Source organism: Allobosea sp. Leaf344 (genome assembly GCF_001426225.1).
Taxonomy (GTDB): Bacteria; Pseudomonadota; Alphaproteobacteria; order Rhizobiales; family Beijerinckiaceae; genus Allobosea.
This window is the reverse complement of record NZ_LMRT01000013.1, coordinates 503,004-523,856: the sequence shown is the minus strand read 5'-3', so window position 1 is coordinate 523,856 and position 20,853 is coordinate 503,004. Positions and strand designations below refer to the sequence as shown.

20 protein-coding genes and 1 pseudogene are annotated in these 20,853 nt (G+C 68.6%); 6 read left to right on the top strand and 15 right to left on the bottom strand.

The window, feature by feature from the left end; all coding sequences use genetic code 11:
- Positions 1-25: 25 nt before the first annotated feature.
- From ASG72_RS11135 to ASG72_RS11115, 5 genes are all read right to left on the bottom strand, one after another.
- Positions 26-1,429 (bottom strand): flagellar hook-basal body complex protein, encoded by a 1,404-nt coding sequence (locus ASG72_RS11135; RefSeq protein WP_082540271.1) that lies wholly within the window; start codon positions 1,427-1,429, stop codon positions 26-28.
- A gap of 187 nt (positions 1,430-1,616) precedes the next feature.
- Positions 1,617-2,609, bottom strand: a complete 993-nt coding sequence (locus ASG72_RS11130) for a TIGR01620 family protein (protein WP_056712198.1) — start codon at positions 2,607-2,609, stop codon at positions 1,617-1,619.
- A 13-nt stretch (positions 2,610-2,622) separates the two neighbouring features.
- Entirely contained in the window at positions 2,623-4,053 is a 1,431-nt protein-coding gene (locus tag ASG72_RS11125) for a YcjX family protein (RefSeq protein ID WP_244488781.1), read from the bottom strand.
- Positions 4,054-4,081: 28 nt separating this feature from the next.
- Positions 4,082-4,597 (bottom strand): histidine phosphatase family protein, encoded by a 516-nt coding sequence (locus ASG72_RS11120; protein WP_244488767.1) that lies wholly within the window; start codon positions 4,595-4,597, stop codon positions 4,082-4,084.
- A 100-nt stretch (positions 4,598-4,697) separates the two neighbouring features.
- Entirely contained in the window at positions 4,698-5,543 is an 846-nt protein-coding gene (locus ASG72_RS11115) for a MoxR family ATPase (RefSeq protein ID WP_056712188.1), read from the bottom strand.
- Between the two features lie 165 nt (positions 5,544-5,708).
- On the opposite strand from ASG72_RS11115, the gene ASG72_RS11110 reads away from it, so the two are divergent.
- On the top strand, positions 5,709-7,499 hold the full coding sequence (locus ASG72_RS11110) for a cation:proton antiporter (protein WP_056712185.1): 1,791 nt from the start codon (positions 5,709-5,711) through the stop codon (positions 7,497-7,499).
- Here the strand turns inward: ASG72_RS11110 and ASG72_RS11105 are convergent.
- Positions 7,465-8,547, bottom strand: coding sequence for a glycosyltransferase family 1 protein (locus ASG72_RS11105; RefSeq protein WP_082540270.1), 1,083 nt, complete (start codon positions 8,545-8,547; stop codon positions 7,465-7,467). The genes ASG72_RS11110 and ASG72_RS11105 overlap by 35 nt on opposite strands.
- Positions 8,547-9,371, bottom strand: a complete 825-nt coding sequence (locus ASG72_RS11100) for a UDP-2,3-diacylglucosamine diphosphatase (RefSeq protein WP_056712180.1) — start codon at positions 9,369-9,371, stop codon at positions 8,547-8,549. The genes ASG72_RS11105 and ASG72_RS11100 overlap by 1 nt, the downstream gene beginning before the upstream one ends.
- 124 nt (positions 9,372-9,495) lie before the next feature.
- Here ASG72_RS11100 and ASG72_RS11095 point away from each other — a divergent pair, with 124 nt between their 5' ends.
- The 3 genes from ASG72_RS11095 (at position 9,496) to ASG72_RS11085 (ending at position 12,106) form a co-directional block, all read left to right on the top strand.
- Positions 9,496-10,275, top strand: coding sequence for an SDR family oxidoreductase (locus ASG72_RS11095; RefSeq protein WP_056712178.1), 780 nt, complete (start codon positions 9,496-9,498; stop codon positions 10,273-10,275).
- Positions 10,276-10,424: 149 nt separating this feature from the next.
- Positions 10,425-11,348, top strand: coding sequence for a DMT family transporter (locus tag ASG72_RS11090; RefSeq protein WP_056712175.1), 924 nt, complete (start codon positions 10,425-10,427; stop codon positions 11,346-11,348).
- A 137-nt stretch (positions 11,349-11,485) separates the two neighbouring features.
- The gene (locus tag ASG72_RS11085; RefSeq protein ID WP_056712605.1) at positions 11,486-12,106 is read left to right on the top strand and encodes an XRE family transcriptional regulator; all 621 of its coding nucleotides are present in this window, start codon (positions 11,486-11,488) and stop codon (positions 12,104-12,106) included.
- Between the two features lie 24 nt (positions 12,107-12,130).
- On the opposite strand, the gene ASG72_RS11080 is transcribed toward ASG72_RS11085, so the two are convergent.
- The 8 genes from ASG72_RS11080 to lysM all read right to left on the bottom strand — a co-directional run bounded on the left by ASG72_RS11080 (position 12,131) and on the right by lysM (position 20,055).
- Complete coding sequence (locus tag ASG72_RS11080) at positions 12,131-13,072, bottom strand: cytochrome c (RefSeq protein ID WP_056712172.1); 942 nt, start codon at positions 13,070-13,072, stop codon at positions 12,131-12,133.
- Between the two features lie 130 nt (positions 13,073-13,202).
- Positions 13,203-13,637: a cytochrome c gene (locus ASG72_RS11075; RefSeq protein ID WP_056712169.1), complete on the bottom strand. Its 435-nt coding sequence runs from the start codon at positions 13,635-13,637 to the stop codon at positions 13,203-13,205.
- A gap of 132 nt (positions 13,638-13,769) precedes the next feature.
- Positions 13,770-16,079 carry a xanthine dehydrogenase family protein molybdopterin-binding subunit gene (locus ASG72_RS11070; protein ID WP_056712166.1) on the bottom strand — a complete coding sequence of 770 codons (2,310 nt, stop codon included), beginning with the start codon at positions 16,077-16,079 and terminating at the stop codon, positions 13,770-13,772.
- A 163-nt stretch (positions 16,080-16,242) separates the two neighbouring features.
- Positions 16,243-16,557, bottom strand: coding sequence for a rhodanese-like domain-containing protein (locus ASG72_RS11065; RefSeq protein ID WP_056712164.1), 315 nt, complete (start codon positions 16,555-16,557; stop codon positions 16,243-16,245).
- Between the two features lie 15 nt (positions 16,558-16,572).
- Entirely contained in the window at positions 16,573-17,892 is a 1,320-nt protein-coding gene (locus ASG72_RS11060; RefSeq protein WP_056712161.1) for a TRAP transporter large permease, read from the bottom strand.
- Complete coding sequence (locus tag ASG72_RS11055; RefSeq protein ID WP_056712158.1) at positions 17,889-18,392, bottom strand: TRAP transporter small permease; 504 nt, start codon at positions 18,390-18,392, stop codon at positions 17,889-17,891. The genes ASG72_RS11060 and ASG72_RS11055 overlap by 4 nt, the downstream gene beginning before the upstream one ends.
- A 6-nt stretch (positions 18,393-18,398) precedes the next feature.
- Complete coding sequence (locus ASG72_RS11050; protein WP_056712153.1) at positions 18,399-19,451, bottom strand: TRAP transporter substrate-binding protein; 1,053 nt, start codon at positions 19,449-19,451, stop codon at positions 18,399-18,401.
- Positions 19,452-19,617: 166 nt separating this feature from the next.
- Positions 19,618-20,055, bottom strand: coding sequence for a peptidoglycan-binding protein LysM (gene lysM, locus ASG72_RS11045; RefSeq protein ID WP_056712150.1), 438 nt, complete (start codon positions 20,053-20,055; stop codon positions 19,618-19,620).
- A gap of 118 nt (positions 20,056-20,173) precedes the next feature.
- Here lysM and ASG72_RS11040 point away from each other — a divergent pair, with 118 nt between their 5' ends.
- Together ASG72_RS11040 and ASG72_RS20735 are read left to right on the top strand one after the other, a co-directional pair.
- Positions 20,174-20,608, top strand: a complete 435-nt coding sequence (locus ASG72_RS11040; protein ID WP_056712147.1) for a heme-binding protein — start codon at positions 20,174-20,176, stop codon at positions 20,606-20,608.
- 125 nt (positions 20,609-20,733) lie between these two features.
- A pseudogene (locus ASG72_RS20735) lies at positions 20,734-20,853 on the top strand (ferredoxin--NADP(+) reductase); the annotation flags it as partial.

Sequence of the window (20,853 nt, the reverse complement as noted above, 5' to 3'; positions counted from 1 at the left end):
CCCGCCCGTTCTGGACGGCTCAGCCTCAGCGGATGATGCTGAAGACGTCGCGCAGCATCTCCTGCGCCGTGCTGATCACCTTGGTATTGGCCGAATAGGCCTGCTGGGTGACGATCATCTTCGAGAATTCGTCGGCGATATCGGTGTTCGACTGCTCGACATTGCCGCCGATCAGCGAGGACGAGCCGGAGCCGACGATCGGCGCCCCGGATTCGATCGTCTCCTCGAACGCGCCGCCATCGAGCCGCTTCAGCGCGTTGTCGGCGTTGAAGCGGGCGACCGCGATCTGCGCCAGCGCCTTCACCTGGCCGTTGCTGAAGGTGCCGACCACCTGGCCGGTGGCGGTAACCGAAACGCGATCCAGCGTGCCGGCGGTATAGCCGTCCTGGCGGATGCTGCGGGCGTTGATCTGGCCGCTGGTATCGCCGTTCTGGGTCAGCCCGTCGGTGCCCACCTGCAGGTTGATGCCGCTGATGGCGGTGCCGTTGATCGTGACGTTCGGCAGCGTGATGTTGCCGGAGGCCGGGGCGGTCATCTTGCCGGTGCCGTCGAAGGTCACGGTCTGGCCGGCGGCGCGATAGGCCGGGGTGGCGCCGGTCGCGGAGGTGTTCTCGGCGACGAACAGCGCCCAGGTATCGACCGCGCCGGGCGGTGTGCCGGCGTTCACGGTCTTGGCCCAGCGCATCTCGACGGTGGTGGCCTGGCCGAGCGCGTCATAGACGGTGACCGAGCCGCCCGGGATGGAATCGCTCAGGAAGGTGCTGACATCCTGCCCCTGCACCACGCCGGTCCCGGGCGCGGGCAGCGGGTTGCGGGCGCCGGCGCCGTAATTGGCCGGGTTCAGCAGGCGCAGTGCCGGATTGGCCGGATCGGATTTGCTGCGCGTCGTGGCCGGCAGCGACGGGATGTTGGCGCGGTATTCGATCGCCGTGGTCGCCTTGGCCGGGTACTGCTCCTGGGTGATGCGGAGCACTTCCGGCTGCGTGCCGATCACCTCGCCGGTGACGGTGTCGATCTTCTGGCCCTTCAGGAAATATCCCGCGCCATTGACGAGATAGCCGTTGGCGTCGAAATCGAAATCGCCGCGGCGGGTATAGTAGCTCGCATTGTTGAAGGTGGTGTTCGAGCCGACGCCGCTGAGGCGCTTGTCGACGACGAAGAAGCCGTCGCCGTTGATCGCGACATTGGTGTCGATCTTGGTGGCGTTCAGGTCGCCCTGGGTCGAATTGGTGGCGCGGCTGAAGGCGCCGACCGAACCCGAGATCTGCCGGTTCAGCGCCGAATCGGGCACCAGATCGGCGAAGGTCGTGTCGACACGCTTGAAGCCGGCGGTTCGCGAATTGGCGATGTTGCCCGAGATGTTCTCGAGCGCATAGGACTGCGCCTGCATCCCCGAAACCGCTGTCGTCAGCGCACTGAAAACACCCATGGCAACCTCACCTCGAACTGGCGGCTAACAGCCGACGCACAACTTTCGAGAGGGGCTTTGCATGGCGCGTGCCATGCGCGGCTCTGCGCCTTTTCAGAGGGTTAGATGGTTGTCGATCGGTAACGCAGCGCTTTCGACCGGGCAGATCCGGGCGCGCCCGGCAAAATCTGCCGGGGCGGACTCGCCGTCACTGCCGCAGCGCGGTCAGATCGCCCACCACCTCGGAGAGGGAGGGCGGGCGCGCCTCGATGAAGGGCAGCGGCCGGCAGACGGCCAGCGCGGCGAGACCGATCCGCGCCGTCAGCAGCCCGTTGAGCACGCCTTCGCCGAGCTTGGCCGAGAGCCGCGCGGCCAGCCCCTGCCCCACCACCTGCTGGATCACCGCGTCCCCGGCCGCGACGCCGCCGGTGACCACGAGATGCCCCAGCACCTGCCGCGCCAGGCGCAACAGGCCGAGCGTGCCGGGGCGGCCGGCATAGACTGCGGCGATGGCGCGCAGCAGCCGCGCGCAGGCCACCAGCACGAAGACGATGTCGATCAGCGCCCGCGGGCTGACCGCCGTGACGAGCGAGACGCGCCGCGCCGCCTGCGCGATCAGCGCCTGCGCCTGCGCGTCGCGGGAACTCATCAGATGGCGCTCGGCCAACGCCAGCACGTCGCGCGGCGCGAAGAGCTGGGGCAGCGCGTCCTCCAGCGCGGCGCGGCCCTTGGCCGTGTCGGCGCGGCGGGCATAGAGGCCGGTCAACTCGGCGGCCAGCGCCTTGGCCTCGGCGAGGGTGCCGCCGGCGAGCGCCGCCGTCGCCCGCAGGCGCAGCCCCTCGACCTTGCGCTCGCGCAGGATATCCCGGGCGATCCCGCCCAGCATGATGCACAGCGCCAGCAGAGCGACCGCGGCGAAAGCCAGCGCCGCATAGCCCAGCGCCGGGTTCTGCGCCATCAGCCCGGCGATGGTCCGCTCCGCCCAGACGGCGAAGCTCAGCCCCAGAAACCCGGTGAGCCCGGCGACGAACAACCCGCCCCAGGAAAACCGCCGCCGCGTCACGGCGACCGGAACCGGCTCGGCCGGATCCAGCGGCTCGGTCTCGGGCAGGACGGCCACGCTCTGGTCGCGGGCCACGATTTCCTCGCTGGCGAGCCCCGCGCTTTCGAGCCGGACCGCACGCGGCGTCTTGCTGCTCATGGCGCCCTCCTCCTCAAGCCAGCCTGTCGCCGATCAGGAATTCCAGCGCACGGTCGAGGCGGATCTGCGGCGGCGGTCGGGTCCGCCCGCCGGCATCGGGCTCCACCGCGGGCGGCCGGAACCGCGGCGCGCGGATCTGCCAGCGCGCCTTGGGATCGAAGATCGCCGCCGGGTTCTCCGGCAGCTCGCCGGGATAGATCGCCGCTTCCTCGGTCCCGTCGAAAATCTCGCCGCCGACCTCCTCGCCGGCCTCCGGCACGCCGGCGATCGCCGGCAGCTCGTCGCGCCCCTGCCGGATCCTGACCTCGCGCGTCGCCTGCACGGCGGCGAGCGCCATGCTTTCGACCTTCGCGCCGGCGCCTTCGGCCCGCGAGGCCGCGCGCCCGACGAGATGCGCCATCACCGCCGCCAGCCGGTCATGGCTGGTATGATGGATGTGGTCGGCCTTGGTCGCGGCGAAGAGCACGCGCTCGATCCGTGGCGAGAACAGGCTGCTCAGCCAGGAATTGCGGCCCACCTGGAAGGCCGCCAGCGCCTGGCCCAGCGCCGTCTCGAGATCCGCCAGAGCCGGGGCGCCGGCATCGAGCGCCGCCAGCGCGTCGACCAGCACGATCTGCCGGTCCAGCCTGGCGAAATGCTCGCGGAAGAACGGCGTCACCACCACGCGCTTATAGGCCTCGAAACGCTCCGCCATCAGCCCCGCCAGCGTGCCCGGCCGCGGGTCGGTATCGTGGGGCAGATCGAGCGGCGCGAAGGTCAAGGCGGGCGAGCCTTCGAGATCCCCCGGCATCAGGAAGCGCCCGGGCGGTGTCACCGCCACCGCCTCGGGATCGGCCCGCAGCCGCGCCAGATAGCGCTTGAACAGATCGCTCGCCGCCTCGGCCGCCATTTCATCGGCCGGGCCGAGCGGGTCGCGCCTGCCGAGATCGTCGAGCCATTCCTGCGCGCTGGCGCGGCGATGCGCCTTGCGCGCGTCGCTCACCGCCTGCGCCGACCAGGCCTTGTAGTCCTGGCCGATCAGCGCGAGATCGAGCAGCCATTCCCCGGGATAATCGACGATGTCGAGCGTCAGCGTCGCCGGGCCGCGGAACCAGCCGGCGGCGCGTTCGTAATCGATCTCGATGCGAAGTTCGGAAATGCGCCGCGTCGAGTCCGGCCAGCGCCGCGCCGGCCCGGTCAAAGCCGCGCGATGCGCCTCATAGGGAAAGCGCGGCACGTCCGGATCGGGCTGCGGCACCAGCCGGACGCGCGCGATCCGGCCTTCGCTGGCCGCCTTGAAGACCGGCAGCTTCCCGCCCTCGATCAGGTTCTGGATCAGCGCCGTGGTGAAGACGGTCTTGCCCGAGCGCGACAGGCCGGTGACGCCGAGCCGCAGGCGCGGCCGCGCCAGCCCGAGCAGGCTGTCGCCGAAGGCGAGCGCGGCGCTGCGGGCGCCGTCGAACAGGGAGTCCTGGCTCAAGGGAGACCGCCCTTCACGCGTCGGGACCTTCGCCGAGCGAAGCGGGCGTGACGAAACGGTCGAGCCGGCCGCTGCGCGGGCCGAGGTCGCGCCAATCCTCGATCTCGAAATCCAGCACGGCCAGGCCGCAGGTCGGGTATTTCTGGCTCATCCTTGCGGCGGCATAGCGGTCGCCATGGCTGGTGAGAGCGGCGGCCAGCTCCTCCAGCCCGGGATTATGCCCGATCAGCAGCAGGGTCCGCACCGCCGGCTCCACCTCCTGCGCGACCTGGAGCAGGCGCTGCGAGGGCGCCTCGTAGATGCGCGGCTCGATCCGGCTCGGCGGCCTGTCCGGCAGCATCGGCGCCACGAGCTCCCAGGTCTCCGCCGTGCGCCGCGCCGGCGACACCAGGACCAGCTCCGGCAGCAGCAGCTCCTCGGCGAGATAGCGACCCATCACCGGCGCCGCCTCGCGCCCCCGGCTCGCCAACGGCCGGTCGCGATCGGCCATGCCTTCGGGCCAGTTGGACTTCGCATGGCGGAGGAGCATCAGGCGGCGCATGGCGATGATCTAAGCATCCGGGCGGCGAATGGCGAGTGGCGCGGGTGCGGTTCGACGCATCGCGGTTTGCAGGCGCGCCGCCGGCGCCTCACCTCTGCTCGCGGCGGGTCATGAAGGCGAGCTTCTCGAACAGCGAGACATCCTGCTCGTTCTTCAGCAGCGCGCCGTGCAGCGGCGGGATCAGCTTGCGCGGATCGCGCTCCCGCAACATCTCCGGCGTCATCTCGTCGGCGACGAGCAGCTTCAGCCAGTCCAGCAGCTCGGAGGTGGAGGGCTTCTTCTTGATGCCCGGCACGTCCCGCACCTCGAAAAACAGCTTGAGCGCCTCCTCCATCAGCCGCTTCTTGATGCCGGGAAAATGCACCTCGACGATCGCCTGCATCGTCTGAGCGTCGGGGAAGCGGATGTAATGGAAGAAGCAGCGGCGCAGAAAGGCGTCCGGCAGCTCCTTCTCGTTGTTGGAGGTGATGATGATCACCGGGCGCTGCGCCGCCCGCACCGTCTCGCCGGTCTCGTAGACATGGAACTCCATCCGGTCGAGCTCGAGCAGCAGATCATTGGGAAATTCGATATCCGCCTTGTCGATCTCGTCGATCAGCAGCACCGGCCGGCGCGGCGCGACGAAAGCCTCCCAGAGCTTGCCGCGCTTGATGTAATTGCCGATCTCCGAGACGCGGGGGTCGCCGAGCTGGCTGTCGCGCAGGCGGCTGACCGCGTCGTATTCATAGAGCCCCTGCTGCGCCTTGGTGGTGGATTTGATGTGCCAGGTGATCAGCGGCGCGCCGAGCGAGGCGGCGATCTCCTCCGCCAGCACCGTCTTGCCGGTGCCGGGCTCGCCCTTCACCAGCAGCGGCCGCTCCAGGCGGATCGCGGCATTGACCGCGACGGTGAGATCCTCGGTGGCGACATAGTTTTCAGTGCCGGCAAATCGCATTGTCCATCCCTTGGCCAGAACCGGCGAAGCTAAACCATCGCTCGGCAAAGCGGAAACCGTAAAGCCCGCGATCGCGGCCGGAAACACGGCGCGGCGGTTGTGTTGCGCCTGCTCAGGCGGCACTGTCGGCGGGCTGTTTCACAGACGAATCGAGCGGATTGAGCATTGGCCAGCGCGACCGATCCCACCATCTACAAGGACGCCGTGGTCGTGCTCGCCACGGCGGGGATCGTCGTGCCGCTGGCGCGCAGCTTCAAGGTCAATTCGATCGTCGCCTTCATGGCCTGCGGCGCGCTGCTCGGACCCTTCGGGCTCGGCGGGCTGGTCGCCTCCGTGCCGGTTCTCGGCGCCATCACCGTCTCCAGCCAGGAGGCGCTGTCGGGGCCGGCGGAGCTCGGCGTCGCCTTCCTGCTCTTCGTCATCGGGCTGGAGCTCTCCTTCGAGCGGCTGCGCACCATGCGCCGCCTGGTTTTCGGGCTTGGCCTCGGACAGATCGCGCTCTCCGGCGCGGTCATCGGCGCGGTCGCCTTTGCGCTGGGCCAGCCCAAGACCGCGGCGCTGATCATCGGCTTCGGGCTGGCGCTCTCATCGACCGCCATGGTCGTCGAACTTCTGGCCAGCAAGCGGCGCACCACGACCTCGGCCGGGCGCGCCAGTTTCGCGGTGCTGCTCTGCCAGGACATCGCGGTCGTCCCGCTGCTCTTCCTGGTCAGCGTCCTCGGCGCACAGACCGGGCAGAATTCGCTGCTCGCCGGGCTGGCCCAGGCGATGGTCCAGGCCGTAGCCGCCATCGCCGCCATCATCGTCATCGGGCGGCTCGGCCTGCGGCCGCTGTTCCGGATGGTCGCCGCGACCGATTCCTCCGAGAGCTTCATGGCGGCGACGCTGCTGGTCGCCCTCGGCACCGGTGTCGTGGCCGCCGCGGCCGGGCTCTCCATGGGGCTCGGCGCCTTCATCGCCGGGCTGCTGCTGGCCGAGACCGAATATCGCCGCGCCATCGAGGTCACGGTCGACCCGTTCAAATCGCTGCTGATCGGCGTGTTCTTCCTGACCGTCGGGATGAGCGTCGACCCGGCGCAGATCGCCAGCCAGCCGCTGGCCGTGCTCGGCATCGCGCTCGGCCTGTTCGGGGTGAAGGCGCTGCTGGTCTATGGCCTCGCCCGCTGGTTCAAGCTCTCCGCGGCGACGGCGATCGAATCCGCCATCATGCTGGGGCCGGGCGGCGAGTTCGCCTTCGTGCTGTTCGGCGCCGCCGTGTCGGCCAAGCTGCTGGCGCAGGACGTCGCCAGCCTTGTGCTGACGGCGGTCTCGCTGACCATGGTCGCCCTGCCCTTCCTCGCCCGGCTCTCCCGCCATCTCGCCAAGCGGCTGGTGCCGCCGAGCGTCCTGCCGGACGAGGCTCTCGCCACGCCGCCGGACGATCACGCCGCCCGCGCCATCGTGGTCGGCTGCGGACGTGTCGGGCGGCTGGTGGGCAGCATGCTGGAAGAGCATCGCAAACCCTATATCGCGATCGATTCCGACCCGGTCCTGGTGGCGAGCCAGAGGCGGGCCGGCCGTCCGGCCTTCTATGGCGACGCGACCCGCGGCGATTTCCTCAGGCTCTGCGGCCTCGGCGAGGCGACGGCGCTGATCGTCACCATCGACAATCCCCGCGCCGTCGACGAGACCGTGCAGGCCGCCCGTGCGCTGCGGCCGGACATCATCATCGTGGCGCGCGCCCGCGACGGCGCCCATGCCCGCCATCTCTACGAGATCGGCGTCAACGACGCCGTGCCGGAGACGATCGAGGCCAGCTTGCAGCTCTCGGAGGCGGCGCTGGTCGGGCTCGGAGTGCCGATGGGGCTGGTGATCGCCGCCGTGCATGAGCGCCGCGACGCCTTCCGCGCCGAGTTCAAGCCGGCCGAACCATCCTCGCGGGCTATTCCCCGGGACAGGCGCTCGCGAAGGCTCTGACCTCGCCGACTCCGGTTTCGGCCGGGCTGTGGTCGCGCGGCGCCGCGCGCTGCATGACGGTGCGGATATGGCCGTAGAACTGCTCGGCGCTGCGCCGCCAGCTATGGGCGGCGGCGAGCGCGAGGCAGGTCTCGCGCGGGATGCGCAGCGCCGCCAGCGCCGCGGCCCGCAGATCCTCGCCCAGCACCGCCGCCTCGCTGTTGCCGAACACGTCCTTGGGGCCCTGGACCGGAAAGGCCGCCACCGGCAGCCCGCTCGCCGCCGCCTCCAGCAGCACGATGCCGAACGTGTCGGTCAGGCTCGGGAAGACGAAGACATCCGAAGAGGCGTAGATCGAGGCCAGCCGCTCGCCCTCGCAGATCCCCAGGAAGAGCACCTCCGGATAGGCCCGCTGCAGCTCGGCCCGCGCCGGCCCGTCCCCGACCACGACCTTGCTCCCCGGCAGCCGCAGCGAGAGGAAGGCGTCGAGATTCTTTTCCACCGCGACACGGCCGACGCTGAGGAAGATCGGCCGCGGCAGATCGAGCACGCTCTCCCGGCGCGGATGGAACAGCGACAGGTCGACGCCCCGCCCCCAGCGCACGATGCGCTCGAAACCATGGGCGATCAGCTCGGCCTCGACCGTCGCGGTCGAGACCATCACCGCCGCCGCCGGTCCGTGGAAGCGGCGCAGGAAACGGTAGCTCCAGCTTTCCGGGATCGGCCAGCGCGCCGCGACATATTGCGGGAAGCGCGTGTGGTAGCTGGTGGTGAAGCCCCGCTTCTCGGCGAGACAGACGGCCCGGGTCAGCCAGCCGATCGGTCCTTCCGTCGCGATATGGATGTGATCGGGCGCGATCGCATGGATGCGTCTGGCGATCTCGCGCTGGGTCGCCAGCGCGATGCGGATATCGGGATAGGAGGGCAGGCCGATCTGCCGGAAGCCTTCCGGCGTCAGCATCTCCGTGGCGACACCGAAATCCGGGCCCGCCTCCCGCATGCGCTCGAGCGAGCGCACCACGCCGTTGATCTGCGGCCGCCAGGCGTCGGTCGCGATCAGCAGCCGCATCAGGCGGCCTCCACCAGCGCGGGCTGCAGCTGCGCCGGCACGACGACCGGCACCGGCTTCTGGCCCTTTAGCCGGTATTGCGGCCACAGCACCAGCTCGAAGCGGCCGTCATGATGCTCGACGACCGCGGTGCAGCTCTCCACCCAATCCCCGGTGTTGATATAGACAAGCCCGTCGATCTCGCGGCAGGCGGCGTGGTGGATATGGCCGCAGACCACCCCGTCGGCATTGTGGCGGCGCGCCTCGGCGGCCAGGCAATGCTCGAACTCGCCGATGTAATTGACCGCGTTCTTGACCTTGAGCTTGGCCCAGGCCGACAGCGACCAATGCGGCAGGTGCAGCAGCCGCCTGACCCGGTTGACCACGACATTCGAGGCCAGCGCCACCGTATAGGCCCAGTCGCCCAGCAGGGCGAGCCAGCGGGCATTGCGCACGACCAGGTCGAAGAGATCGCCATGGATCACCAGCAGTCGCTTGCCGTCGGCGGTCTCGTGAATGACGTCGTCGACCAGGGCGATGCCGCCGAAATGCAGCCCGGTGAAGTCCCGCAGGAAATCATCGTGGTTGCCGGTGACATAGGTCAGCTTCGCGCCCTTGCGGACCTTGCGCAGCAGCTTCTGCACGACGTCGTTGTGGGTCTGCGGGAAGTACCAGCCATTCTTCAGCCGCCAGCCGTCGATGATGTCGCCGACGAGATAGATCTGCGGCGCGTCATAGGCTTTCAGGAATTCCAGCACCAGATCGGCCTGCGCCCCGCGCGTCCCCAGATGCAGGTCCGAGATGAAGATCGCGCGGACCTGCTTCGCTCCCGTCTCGTCGCTCATCACCCGCCACCCAGCCGTTTCCATGCCCGGGGCGTGTGCCCGACTCGCATTGCGCTTTGATGACGGCACGGCCGAACCCTGCTCAATTGGGGCGGGAATCGCCTCAACGCATCGGGAGACCGCCATGGATCTGGGAATCGCCGGCCGCACGGCCATTGTCTGCGCCTCCAGCAAGGGGCTCGGCCGCGGCGCCGCGCTGGCGCTCGCCCGGGCGGGCTGCACCGTGGTGATCAACGGGCGCGACCAGGCGACGCTGGAGCGGACGGCCGAGGCGCTGCGCGCGGCGACGGGCGCGACGATCATCCCGGTCGCGGCCGATGTCTCCTCCAAGGCGGGCCAGCAGGCCTTGCACGCCGCGGCGCCCGAGCCGGCCATCCTCGTCAACAACAATGGCGGCCCGCCGCCCAAGCCGTTTCGCGACGTCACGCGCGAGGCCTTGCTGGAAGGCGTGGTGCAGAACATGGCGACGCCGCTGGAACTGACCCAGGCGGTGATCGACGGGATGATCGCGCGCCGGTTCGGGCGCATCATCAACATCACCTCGATGAGCGTGCTGACCCCGCTGGCGGGGCTCGACGTATCCTCGGCGGCGCGCGCCGGCCTCACCGCCTTCCTCGCCGGCGTGGCGCGCGAGGTCGCCGGGTCCGGTGTCACAATCAACAACGTCCTGCCCGGCTATTTCGACACCGATCGGCTGCGCGGCTCCACCACGCGCATGGCCGCCGCCAAGGGCATCAGCGAGGAGGAGATGGCGGCGTCGCGGCGGGCGGAGGTCCCGGCCGGGCGCTTCGGCACCGCCGAGGAATTCGGCCAGATCTGCGCCTTCCTGGCCAGCGCCCATGCCGGCTACATCACCGGGCAGAACCTGCTGATCGATGGCGGGCTGTTCCGCGGCAGCTTCTGAGGCATAGCGCGACGGCGCCCGCGGCCCCGCCCGCCCAAGCCGGGCGGGGTTGCAGAGAGCGCGCTTTCAAGCCCCGCCCGCCCATGGTCTAAAGGCGAAGCTGGCCACTGCTTCGCGCCGGCACCTCCCCTCGCGCATGCCGGTTGCCCTTGTCGCCCCTCCTCGGAATCAGTCTCAAGCTGCTCTCGGCGCTGGCCTTCACCTTGATGTCGGCGAGCATCAAGGCGATCTCGACGCGCTATCCCACCGGGGAACTCGTCTTCGTCCGCTCCTTCTTCGCGATGATCCCGCTGCTGCTCTGGCTCGGCTGGCAGGGCGGCGTCGGCGCGGCGCTGCGCACGCGCAACCTGCGCGGCCATCTCAAGCGCGGCATGTTCGGCTCGACCGGCATGTTCTGCGGCTTCGCCTCGCTGCAATTCCTGCCGCTCTCCGATTCCGTCGCCATCGGCTACGCCGCCCCGCTCCTGGTCGTCGTGCTGGCGGCACTGGTGCTGAAGGAGCGGGTCAGGATCTATCGCTGGACCGCCGTCGGGGTCGGCTTTATCGGCGTCATCATCATGCTCAGCCCGCATCTCGGCGTCGCCAGCCATGGCGCCGGCAACGGCCCGCTGATCGGCGTCGCCTTCGGCCTGGCCGGCGCCCTCTGCTCCTCCTTCGCCTCGGTCGAGGTGCGCCAGCTCACCCGCACCGAGGGCACCGGCGCGATCGTCTTTTACTTCATGCTGCTGACCAGCGCGCTCGGCCTCTGCACCATCGTCTTCGGCTGGCAGATGCCGGGCTGGCAGGATGCCGGCATGATGGTGGTGATCGGCATTCTCGGCGGGCTCGGCCAGATCCTGCTGGTCCAGGCCTATCGCTATGGCGACGCCTCCCTCATCGCCCCCTTCGAATACTCGACCATGCTCTGGGCCGTCGCCATCGGCTGGTTCGTCTTCGGCGAATGGCCGGTCAGCGCGGTGCTGCTCGGCGCCAGCATCGTCATCGCCTCCGGCATCTATGTGATCCTGCGCGAACAGCAGCTCGGCCTGCTCAAGCGCGAGCAGCGCGAGGTCGGCTCCTCGCGCGGCACATGATGCGGCGTCCCTGACATTTCGCGAAAGCGGCAGGCCCCGCGGCACCGCTTGCTCCGGCACGGCGCAGCGGGCATTGTCCTGTAGGACAAACGATTATTCGCTTGGACAAACAGCACTCACGGTCGGGAATGGCAGGCATGGGCATCGAGACCAAGGAACGCGGCGGGCGCGAGCTGGAATCGGGCGCGCAGGTGATTTCCGGCCAGCTCGGCAAGACGATCCAGCGCCTGCGCAAGGCCTATAATCTCTCGCTGTCGGAACTCGCCGAACAATCCGGCGTCGCCAAATCGATCATCAGCCAGATCGAGCGCAACGAGACCAATCCGACGCTGGCGACGATCTGGCGGCTGTCGCAGGCGCTCGACATCTCGATCGAGCGGGTGCTCTCCAGCGGCGAGGAAGAGCCCTTCATCGAGAAGACCTCGCGCTCCGACACGCCGATCCTGGTCTCCGAGGACGGCAAGCTGCGCCTCGCCATCATCGGCTGGATCAAGACGGTGGAATGGCTGCAATGGTATGACGTGCAGTCGGAGCCGGGCGGCGAGCTCGACTCCGAGGGGCACCAGCGCGGCTCGATCGAATCCCTCTCCGTCACCTCCGGCGAGTTCGAGGTCGAGGTCGGCGACATCGTCCAGCGCGCCAAGGCCGGCGACACCTTGCGCTATCGCTGCGACCGCCGCCATATCGTGCGCTGCGTCGGCAGCGAGCCAGGCACCGCGCTGATGGTCTGCATCCTCAAGGCCGCCGTGATGGAGTGAGGCGGGCCGCCGGCGCCGGCGCCTTCAGCTGCCGGTTCTGGCCGGCCGCACCGGCCCCTGCACCGCCGGCAGCGACTTCAGATATTCCGCCATCGCCTGCCGGTCGGCCTCCGGCAGCTGCGCCGTATTGCGCACCACAGCCGCCATGGTCCCGCCGACACTGTCGAAGCTCGGGGTGAAGCCGCTCTTGAGAAGCTCGGCGATCTCCGCCTTCGACCATTTCGCCAGCGCGGTCTCGGCCTGGGTGATGTTGGGCACCCAGCCCTTGCCCTCGGGATCGGGCCCGCCCGCGAAGCGCGTCGCCTTGACGATGGCACCCAGCGCATTGCGGTTGGAATGGCACTCGGCGCAATGGCCCGGCCCGTTCACGAGATAGGCGCCGCGGTTCCATTCCTCGCTCTTGGAAGGATCGGGCCGGAAGGCCGCCCCTTCGAAGAAGAGCAGCTTCCAGCCGCCGACGACGCGGCGGATATTGAAGGGAAAGCCGAGCTCATGCGGCGGCGCCCGGCCCTCGACCGGCGTCAGGGTCCGGATATAGGCGAAGAGGTCCGCCAGCGCCTTGGGCGGCATCAGCCGATAGGAGGTGTAGGGGAAGGAGGGGTAGTAGTGCTGCCCCTTGGGCGAGACGCCCGCCGCCATCGCATCGACGAAATCCTGGACGCCCCAATTGCCGATGCCGTCGCGCGTATGCGGCGAGATATTGGGCGCGTGGAAGGTCCCGAAGGGCGATTCCAGCGCCAGCCCGCCGCCGAGTCTGAGCTTGTCGTCCTGTCCCGGCGTCGCATGGCAGGAGGTGCAGCCACCGGCGGCGAAGAGCAGCTTGCCGTTCTCAATATCGGGCGCCGGTAGCGTGCCGATCTCGGGCGAAGGCGAGACCACCCGCGGATCGGTCAGCAGGAGAAACCCAGCCAGCCCCGCCACGGCGAGCACGACCAGGGTGACCAGCAGGCGACGCAGGCGCAGCATTGAGATCTCTCCGGCTCCGTTGGAACGGAGCATAACGTGGCGCGCGGTCAAAAGCTCCGCGGCCGTCGAAGGGGCGTCCCCGTCGGGCGCCCCTCCTGGCTGAGGCGCGCCGGCGGGGAAGCGCCTTCGCTCACTTCTTGATGCGGTAGAGCTCGTGGCAGGAACCGCAATTCTTGGTGACGCCGCCGAAGGCGGTGCGGAAGCTCGCGAGATCGGTCGAGGCCGTGGCCGCCGCGGCCGATTCCGTCTCGAACTTGACGAAGGCCGCCTTGAACCCTGCCTGATCCTCCCAGATCTTCGGCGCCGCGGTGGTTTCGCCGCCGGTCTTGGAGTTCTCCGGATAGAGCGTCGGCATCTTCTTGGCGACGTCGGCATAGACCTTGAAGATCGACTGGACCTTCGCGGCGTCGAAAGCGGCCTCGCCCTTGGCGATGGCGGCACCGTCGCGCGTCGCGGCGCCGACGGCCTTCATCGCGTCGCGTCGCTCGCTGATGGCATTGGACTGCGCGAACACGGCGGTCAGGCCAAGGCCGAGCCCGGCGACGACGAGAGCGGTACGGATCATGTGTTTCCCCTGAAGAAAGGGGCCCGCTGTCCGGGCCCCTGTTTAGAACATCTCCAGATCACATTATCCGCCCTGTGACGCCAAGTCGCATTCTCGCGATCTCGCTTGCACAGGAACAAGCCGCTCCTTGCGTCAGAGCGGATACCCCGCCTGTTTCAGGGCATTGTGGACTTTGATCGGCGTGGCCGGCATGTCGATCGCCTTGATGCCCGCGGCGCGGTTCAGCGCGTCGACCATGGCGTTCATCACTGCCGGGCAGGCGCCGATCGCGCCGGCCTCGCCCGCACCCTTCACCCCGATGGCATTGGTCACGCAGCGGACATTGCGGGTCTCGAAATGGAAGTTCGGGATGTCGACGGCGCGCGGCATGGCGTAGTCCATGAAGGTCGCCGTCAGCATCTGACCGGAGTCGTCGAAGCGGATCTCCTCCATCAGCGCCTGGCCGATGCCCTGAGCGGCCCCGCCATGGACCTGGCCCTGCAGCATCAGCGGGTTCAGCGTCACGCCGAAATCATCGACCACGACATAGTTCTTGATCTCGGTCGCGCCGGTCTGCGGATCGACCTCGAGCTCGCAGACATGGGTGCCGTTCGGATAGGTCGCTTCCGGCGGCTGCCAGCTCTGATGCACCCGCAGCCGCTCCGGCGTCGCGCCCGGCAGCGCCGCGATGGCAGCCAGATCGAGCGCCTTGTCGGTGCCGACGACGCGCACCGCGCCATCGACGAATTCGAGATCGCCGATGCCGGCTTCGAGCTTCTCGGAGGCGAGCTGCTTGAGGTTGTCCGAGAGAATCTCGGTCGCCTTGTTCAGCGCCGCGCCACCGACCGGGATCGAGCGCGAACCGCCGGTGCCGGAGCCGGTCTCGACCTTGTCGGTATCGCCCTGGATCACGCGGATCCGGTCCATGGGAATGTCGAGATGCTGCGACACCAGCTGGGAATAGGCGGTCTCATGCCCCTGCCCGTTCGACTGCGTGCCGATCAGCACGGTCACCATGCCGTCCTTCTCGAGGATCACGGTCGAGCTTTCCGGCCCGCCGCCGCCGCAGGCCTCGATATAGCAGGCGAGGCCGATGCCGCGGATCTTGCCCGCCTTGGTCGAGGCGCGCAGCCGCGCCTTGAAGCCCTTCCAATCCGCCACCTCCATGGCGCGGCGCATATGGCCCTCGAACTCGCCGGAATCATAGGTCGGCCCGGTCTGCGTCTTGTGCGGCATCTCGCTCGGCTTGACGAAGTTCAGCGCGCGCACCGCATCCGGCGTCTTGCCTGTCTCGATGGCGATGGCGTCGACCAGCCGCTCGATCAGGTAGGCCGCCTCCGGCCGGCCCGCGCCGCGATAGGCATCGACCGGCGTGGTGTTGGTCAGAACGCCCCGGAAGCGGACATGGACGGCCGGGATATTGTAGCAGCCGGGGGTCATGGTCGTGCCGACCCAGGGGATGAAGGGTCCGTATTGCGAGAGATAGGCGCCCATCTCGGCCGCGAGATCGACCTTGAGGCCGATGAACCTGCCGCGGCCGTCCAGCGCCATCGTCGCCGTCGCGAGATTGGCGCGGCCATGCGTGTCGGCGAGGAAATGCTCGGTGCGGTCGGCGACCCAGCGCACCGGCCGCTTCAGCTTCTCGGCCGCGACCATGGTCAGCGGGTATTCGCGGTACATGAAGATCTTCGTGCCGAAGCCGCCGCCGACATCCGGCGTCACCACGCGGATCCGCGACGGATCGACCTTCAGGATGTTCTTGGCCAGGATGTCGCGCGTGCCATGGCTGCCCTGGCTGCCGAGCGTCAGGGTCCAGCGCTTCGCCGCCTTGTCGTATTCGGCGATGCAGGCGCGCGTCTCAATGTAGTTCGACGCCAGGCGGTTGTTGTAGATCGTGACCGAGACGGTGCGCGCCGCCTTGGCGAAGGCCTTGTCGGTCCGGGCGATGTCGCCCTGCTCCGCCTCGAAGGCGACATTGCCGGCGCGGTCCGGCCAGATCTGCGGCGCCTTCGGATCGAGCGCCGCCTCGATCCCGGTCACGGCCGGCAGCGGCGTCCATTCGATGTCGATCGCCTCGGCCGCATCGCGCGCCTGCACAAGCGTCTCCGCGACGATGAAGGCCACGGCCTCGCCGACATGGCGCACCGTATCGGTCGGCAGCACCGGCACGGGCAGCGGCTTCACCGGCTCGCCCGAAACCGTCTTGATCAGGCCCTTGCAGGGAATGTCGCCGAGATGGGCGACATCCTCCCCGGTCAGGATCAGCTTCACGCCCTTCAGCGCCAGCGCCGCGGCCTTGTCCCGGATCCTGAAAGTGGCATGCGCATATTGCGAGCGCAGCACGAAGGCATGCAGCGCACCCTCCACCGCCGTGTCGTCGGTGTAGCGGCCGGCGCCGGTCGTCAGCCGGTGATCCTCGACCCGGCGCACGGGCTGGCCAAATCCGAATTTCATGGGGCGCATGGGATCATCCTCACCGGTCGTCTTGATGGTCGTATCGGCAGCATTCGAAATCGACTTGTTCTAAAACTGGCGCAAGTCCTGAAACTGGCGCAAGCCGCGTCGTTCGTCAGCCCCGCGCGGCGGCTTGCCGCGATGCACGCAGCGCAGGCTGAAACCTTTGCGGCTAGGTCTCGACCGGCCGGCCTTGCATCACCCAATCCTTGAAGCCGCCGCGATAATGGCTGTCCAGGTCGAGCCCGGCCGATTGCGCGAATTCGATGGCGCGCAGCGAGCGAATGCCGGCGGCGCAGGAGAACACCACCTGCTTGCCCGCCACGGCGGGGATGGCGGCGGGGTCGAACTGCGAGAGCGGCAGGGAGACCGAGCCGGGGATGCGCCCGGCCGCGAATTCATGCGGCTCGCGGACATCGACCAGCAGCATCGTGCCATCGGCCAGCCCGGCCTCGACGGCTTCGATATCCAGATCCCTGACGACCACGCGCGAAGCTCCCGCTCAATCCAGCAGCTTCACCAGATAGAGCGTCAGCACGGGAAACGCCACCACGAGGCCGAGCCTGACGATGTCGGCGAGGACGAAGGGCATGACGCCGCGATAGATCCTGGTCACCGGGACATCGCGCGCCAGCGAGGCGACGACGAAGACGTTGAGCCCGATCGGCGGCGCCGTCATGCCGATGCCGACGACGATCAGCACCAGAATGCCGAACCAGAGCGCGATATCGTCGGTCGGCATGCCGAAATCCAGCGCCGTCACGATCGGGAAGAACACCGGCAGCGTCAGAAGGATCATCGCCAGCTCGTCCATCACCCCGCCCAGCACGATGTAGAACAGCAGCAATCCGACCAGGACGGTATAGGGGCCCCAGCCCGAGCCGGCGATCATTTCGGCCGCCGCCGTCGGCACCTGGGTCAGGGCCAGGAAGGCGTTGAAGATCTCCGCCCCGAGCAGGATCGCGAAGATCATCGCCGAGGTTTCGGCCGTCTGCAGGATGGCCTGCCCGATCTCCTTCGGCCCCAGCGTGCGGCGCAGCAGCCCGATCGCCAGCATCACGAAGGCGCCGACCGAGGCGCCCTCCGTCGGGGTGAAGACGCCGCCATAGATGCCGCCGACGACGATCACCGCGACCAGCGCGGCCGGCAGCACGCCGAGCAGCGGGCGCACCCGCTGGAGCCAGGGCAGGCGCGGCTGCGCCGGGCCGATCTGCGGGTTCAGCCGGGTCATGATCGCGATGGTGAGGCAATAGAACGCCGCCGCCATCAGCCCGGGGATCAGCGCCGCCATGAACAGCTTGGCGATGTTCTGCTCGGTCGAGATCGCATAGACCACGAGGATCACCGAGGGCGGGATCAGGATCCCCAGCGTGCCGCCGACGGCGACGATCCCGCAGGAAAAGCCGGGATCGTAGCGATAGGCCCTCAGTTCCGGCAGGGCCGCACGCGCGAAAGTCGCCGTCGTCGCCACCGCCGAGCCGCAGATCGCGCCGAAACCGGTGCAGGCGCCGATCACCGCCATGCCGAGCCCGCCGCGGCGATGCCCGACCAGCGAGGCGGCGGCGCGAAACAGATCTCCCGCCAGCCCCGACCGCTCGGCGAAGGCGCCCATCAGAACGAAGAGCGGGATCACCGACAGCGTGTAATTCGCGAAGATCTGGTAGGGCGTGGTGCGGATGTAGTTGAGGAAGGGGTCGAGCCCGTTGAGCTGGATATAGCCGGCGCCGCCGACCAGCATCATGGCGAGCCCGATCGGCAGGCGCAGGGCCATCAGCCCCAGCATCACCGCGAAACCGGTCGCCGCCAGCGCGAAGCCGCTCACGCGCTGCCCCGGAGCAGCCGCGCCGCGCTGACGAAGGCCGCGGCCGCGACCAGCGCCGCCAAGGCCGCGCAGAGCCCGATCGGCCAGTAGCTCGGCCATTGCAGGACCATCGTGTTCTCGCCGCTGGCAAAGGCGGCGCGCGCCCCGACCGCGAGCCGCCAGGCGATCAGCAGCATCACCAGCCCGTAGACGACGTCCCAGACGGCATCGATGCCGTGCTGCACGCGCAGAGGCAGCTTCATCGTGAAGGTGTCGACGAAGATGTTGCCGCGCCGCAGCTGGCAATAGGGCAGGAAGCAGAAGGCGGCGACGGCGGTGGCCATCTGCACCAGCTCGAAATCACCCGGCACCCCGGCCTTGCCGACGAGGTCGCTGCGCAGGGTCACGCTGATCGTGACCATGGTCGCCAGCGCCACGAGCAGCGCGCCGCCGAGCAGCGCCACCGCCTGCACCGCCCGGTCGAAACCGGGCGGGCGCCTCTCCTGCCTGCCCCCCGTCATTCCCGCTCAGGCCGCCTTCTCGTGCTTGGCGAGCGCCGCGCGGGCCGAGGCGAGCAGCTTGTCGCCGTCCATCCCCTTGTCCTTCACCGTCTTCAGCCAGCCATCGATCACCGGCTTCGTCGTCTCGCGCCAGCGCGCCGCCTCGGCCTCGTCGAGCACGGTGATGGTGTTGCTGCGCTTCTTCACCATCTCGGAGACGACGACGGCCTGCTCGTCCCAGACCTTGCCGGCCATGGCGGAGGCCGTGGCTCCGGAATTCTTGTCCAGGATCGCCCGCAGATCGGGCGCCATCGCGTCGTATTTCGCCCGGTTCATCGCCAGGATGAAGGTCGCGGTGTAGAGCGTCGGCGAGCCCGGGATCTCGGTGTGGAACTTCACCAGCTCCTGCACCTTGATCGAGGGCACCACCTCCCAGGGGATGACGCAGCCGTCGATGACGCGCTGTGCCAGCGATTCCGGCACCTGCGGGATCGGCATGCCGATCGCATTGGCGCCGAGCGCGCGCAGCGCCTCGCCGGCGAGCCGGGTGGGGAAGCGCAATTTCAGACCCTTCAGGTCATCCATCGTCTTCACCTGCTTGTTGGCGTGGATCAGCCCGTGATCATGCGCCCAGAAGCAGAGCGGCTTCACGTCCTTGAACTCGTCCTGCAGGTTCTGCTCGGCATAATCGGCGAGCGCCAGCGAGTTCACCAGAGCGCGCTTGTTGGCGACGAAGGGCAGCTCGAAGGCCTCGATCCCCGGGAAGCGGCCGGGCGTATTGCCGGGCAGCGTCCAGACGATGTCGGCGACGCCGTCGCGGGCCTGGTCGAAGAGCTGCGGCGGCGTGCCGCCGAGCTGCATCGACGGGAAGATGTCGATCTTGATGCGGCCGTTGGATTCGGCCCCGACCTTGTCGGCCCAGGGCTTCAGGAATTTCGAATGCCCATTCGCGACCGGCGGCAGGAAATGATGCATGCGCAGCGTCACCTCCTGCGCATTCGCGCGGGTGACGCGCATGATCGCAGGCGCTGCGACGGCCGTGCCGGCAAGACCGAGAAACAGGCGGCGGTTCACTGTCATGTCTGTCCCCTCCCAGGGATGGTTCGATCACCCTGCGTCAGCTGTGCACTCTGCATGCTGCCCGTCATTGGCGCGAGCATGCCCAACAAGCCAAGGCCGGCGCAAGAGCGCCAGCCTGAAAAAAAGTTGCTTCCGCAACTTTTGCCGGGGGTCAGTCTGCGGCGGCTCAGAGCGCCGGGATGCGCAGCACCCAGCCGGGCTGGATCAGATCGGGGTTCTTCACCGGCGGCGTATTCGCCTTGACGATCTCCGGATATTTCCCGCCCTGGCCCTTGCCGTAATGGCTTTCGGCGATCTTCCAGAGGGTATCGCCCTTCTGCACGGTGTAGAACACCGCCGCCGGGGCCTCCTTGGTGACGATCAACTCCGACTCGACCTGCGCCACTCCCACCGTATTGCCGAGGGCGAGGATGATCTTCTCCGCCTGCTCCGTCGACATCGCCTGGCCGGAGATCTTCACCCTGTCGCCATCGACGGCGATCTTCACATCCGAGGGCAGGCCGTGGCCGGCCAGTTCCTTCTGCAGATCCTCGGCGCTCGCCGCCTTGGCCGAGCCGCCGAAGATCTTGGCGCCGGCTTCCTTGATAAAGCTGAACAGTCCCATCTGCGTCCTCCCTGTAGGGCGCTCATCAAGCCCCTGCCCCATGACAAGTTCAAGACCGCAATCGAATTAGGTCTTCCGTGATCCGCCCAAGGCTGGCACAAGCGCTGATCTCCAGGAGCTGACCATGCTGACCCTCGCCCAGGCCCAGACCATTCTGTCCACCGCGCTCGCCTATGCCGGCGAGCACGGACTCAAGCCCCTCGCCATCGCGGTGCTCGATGCGCGCGGCGCCCAGAAGGCCTTCATCGCCCAGGACAGGACCAGTCTGAAGCGCGGCGAGATCGCCATCGGCAAGGCGCATGGCGCTGTCGCGATGGGCATCGGCTCGCGGGCCCTGCACAAGATGGCGCTGGACCGGCCCTATTTCGTCGAGGCGGCGACCCATGCGGTGGGCGGCCTGCTGGTTCCCGTCCCGGGCGGCGTGCTGATCAAGGACGAGGCCGGGCTGGTGCTGGGCGCGGTCGGCATTTCCGGCGATACCTCCGAGAATGACGAGGCGGCCGCCGTCGCCGGCATCGCGGCCGCGGGGCTGCAGGCCGATACCGGCGCCTGAAAACCACCCGGAACGAGGGCGCCGCCGCAGTTTTTACCGCGCGGCCTCTTGCCATCGGCCGCGTCAGACTTCATTGCGTGCCGCCCGCCGCGGCGCCGGTTTTTGAACTCTTCGAAGGAAGCTCCATGTCCACCCCCGAGCCCCAGGCCGATGCCATCCAGACCGACGTCGTGATCGTCGGTGCGGGTCCGTGCGGGTTGTTCGCGGTGTTCGAGCTGGGGCTGCTCGACATCAGGGCGCATCTG